Origin of the sequence: Prauserella aidingensis, from assembly GCF_024171865.1 — a bacterium.
GTDB lineage: Bacteria > Actinomycetota > Actinomycetes > Mycobacteriales > Pseudonocardiaceae > Prauserella > Prauserella aidingensis.
The window spans coordinates 1-2,149 of sequence record NZ_JAMTCN010000065.1 but is presented as its reverse complement, the minus strand read 5'-3'; the positions used below and the strand labels follow the sequence as shown (position 1 = coordinate 2,149).

Annotated in this window: 2 protein-coding genes and 1 pseudogene; 2 read left to right on the top strand and 1 reads right to left on the bottom strand. The window is 65.3% G+C overall.

The features are described 5' to 3' along the window. Positions 1 to 413: 413 nt before the first annotated feature. The gene (locus LY13_RS25380) at positions 414 to 875 is read left to right on the top strand and encodes a hypothetical protein (protein ID WP_253831085.1); all 462 of its coding nucleotides are present in this window, start codon (positions 414 to 416) and stop codon (positions 873 to 875) included. After that, positions 872 to 1,513, top strand: a complete 642-nt coding sequence (locus LY13_RS25375) for a DUF3558 domain-containing protein (RefSeq protein WP_253831084.1) — start codon at positions 872 to 874, stop codon at positions 1,511 to 1,513. The genes LY13_RS25380 and LY13_RS25375 overlap by 4 nt, the downstream gene beginning before the upstream one ends. A gap of 58 nt (positions 1,514 to 1,571) precedes the next feature. Here LY13_RS25375 and LY13_RS25370 read toward each other — a convergent pair. Then, positions 1,572 to 2,149, bottom strand: a pseudogene (locus tag LY13_RS25370) (hypothetical protein); the annotation flags it as partial.

Genomic DNA, 2,149 nt, shown 5'->3' with positions numbered 1-2,149 from the left:
CGCGTAGCGACGCCGTAGGCGCCCTTGAGGCGGTCGGCGCGGTGTCAGACGATCTGACGGGCGTGAAGGGGCCGGCTCGTGGTGAGTGGCGGCTGCCGGGTTGCTCTGAGGATCAGGCGGTGTCGTTCGTTGTGCGAGCCGGGGCCGCCGGCCGGAGCGCCAGCGGGAGGCCGGGCGTGCCCCGGCGGCGGCGCGCGAAGCGCGCCGCCCTTGATCTCTTAGAGGGCAATTCGGCAGCGCTCCCACTTCATCTACGGATGTCGGCGCCTGGGTGCCCGGTGGGATGTCGTGCAGCGCCGACGGTCGTCGGGCCGGTGCCTGCTGTCGTGTGATCCGCGCTGAATCGGCCTTCGGTGCGTCAGGAACCCGCTACGCTAGGCTGCCGCAGCGCACCGCGACGGGGGAGCACCGGGATGGCAGACGACGCGAGCAACGCAGGCAAGCAGGGCGATGACTTCTGGGGTCAAGCAGCCTTCGCAGTCAAGGGCGACAAGGGTACCGCTACGGCGGAGGGCTGGTTGTTCGGCGAAGACCAGGTGACCTCCGGGGCGGTCGCTGGCGGGTTCATGATGGACCCGGAGACCGCCGAAGGCATGGTCCGTAAGGCGAACTGGATCGTGTCTGAGATGAGGACGAACCACGAACGGGCCAAGAACCTGGTCCACAGTGAGCCGCCCGCTACGGACCCAGGCAGTGAGTCGTTCCAGTCGGTCGCGAAGGGAATGTTCGAGATAGGCGCTACGAGCATGGAGGCCCAGTGGAAGCGCTACCTTGACATAGCCGAGAAGCTACAAAAGGCGCTCGACGTCTATCACGAGGTGGACGAACAGGCAGGCAAGGACGCTAAGAAGTCTGGCGGAGGGCTGATCGGGTGAAGAACACGGTCAGGGTCGCGGTGTTGGCCGCCGTGGCGGTCGTGGCAGCGGCATGTTCGAACGAGTCTGACGGCCAGGCCGAGCCCGAGGGCTCCCTGTCGCCGTCGGCGCCGTCCTCAGCGCCCGCTAGTAGCGAAGCCTCATCGAACCTGCCGCACAGTGGAGCGCCCGCCGTCGATAACCCGCTTCCGAAGTCTGCCCTTGGTGGCGACGTATGCACCGAAGCGCTGACGGAGGCTCAAGCCAAGGAACTGCTAGGCGACGCTGTCACGAGCAAAAGTTCCGATTCGTCGACGCTCGGGCCGGGATGTAGCTGGTCCAACCAGAGCAGCCACGCGGGCTTCACACTGAACTACGACGTCAACGGTGGCCAAGGCATAAGCGCCGCGTACGCGAACGCTAAGCCGAAGATGGACCAGTTCACCGAGACCGATCCGATCGGCGGGTTCCCCGTGGTGCAATACCGGGACAACGACGATGACCGGACCTGCACCTCGATGGTCGGATTGGCCGACGAGTACGCGGCGGTTATGACCCTCACCATCGGCACCGAGGGCGCCGAGACCGGCCAAAACCCGTGTGAGGCCTCGCTGCTAGTCCTCGAACGAGTGGTTGGCAATCTGAAGGAAAAATCCTGACACTACACGATCCACAGATGTATGTGCAGGTCATAGGACCATTTGAGACGACTCGGATCTAGCGCCACCAGGTTGTGCCGGGTGCGACGTTGTACTTCGCGGCTTCGCCGATGTCGAGGTCGAAGTCTCGGCGGGGTACGGGCTGGCCGTTGAGGTTCAGGCCGACGCGGGATAGAGCCTGGATGCGCTGCAGCGCGATCTGCCGGCCGGTCTGGCTGTGCAGCCTGGACGTTTCGGTCTTGTGGGTCTGCTGGTCGTGGATCCGGTACAGCCAGGTGACCGTTTCGTCGTTGTAGCCGGCCGAGAGCTCGGACAGGGCGGAGAACATGATGATGTCCTCGTCGATGGGTGAGGCTGCCCAGCCGCCGGCGGCGCGCACGAGGTCGGTGCGCATCATCAGGGCTGCGCAGTGCACGGGCCAGTTGGCCTCGTGGTCGATGGCCCAGGAGTTGACCGCGCCGACATCGATCGTGCCGAACGGCATCGCGAACTCGTAGCTCGCGGGTCGCTGGCGGCACGCTCGCTCGCTGTGACCCGACATGACGAAGGCCCAGGTCCGAAGTGGATGGCTTCTGACCTGGGCCTTCGTGGTTGGAGCGGATGACGGGAATCGAACCCGCGTTCTCAGCTTGGGAA

Bases quoted from the DNA above. Each gene is read 5' to 3' on its own strand.
- LY13_RS25380 (WP_253831085.1), top strand. From the start codon at position 414: ATGGCAGACGACGCGAGCAACGCAGGCAAGCAGGGCGATGACTTCTGG.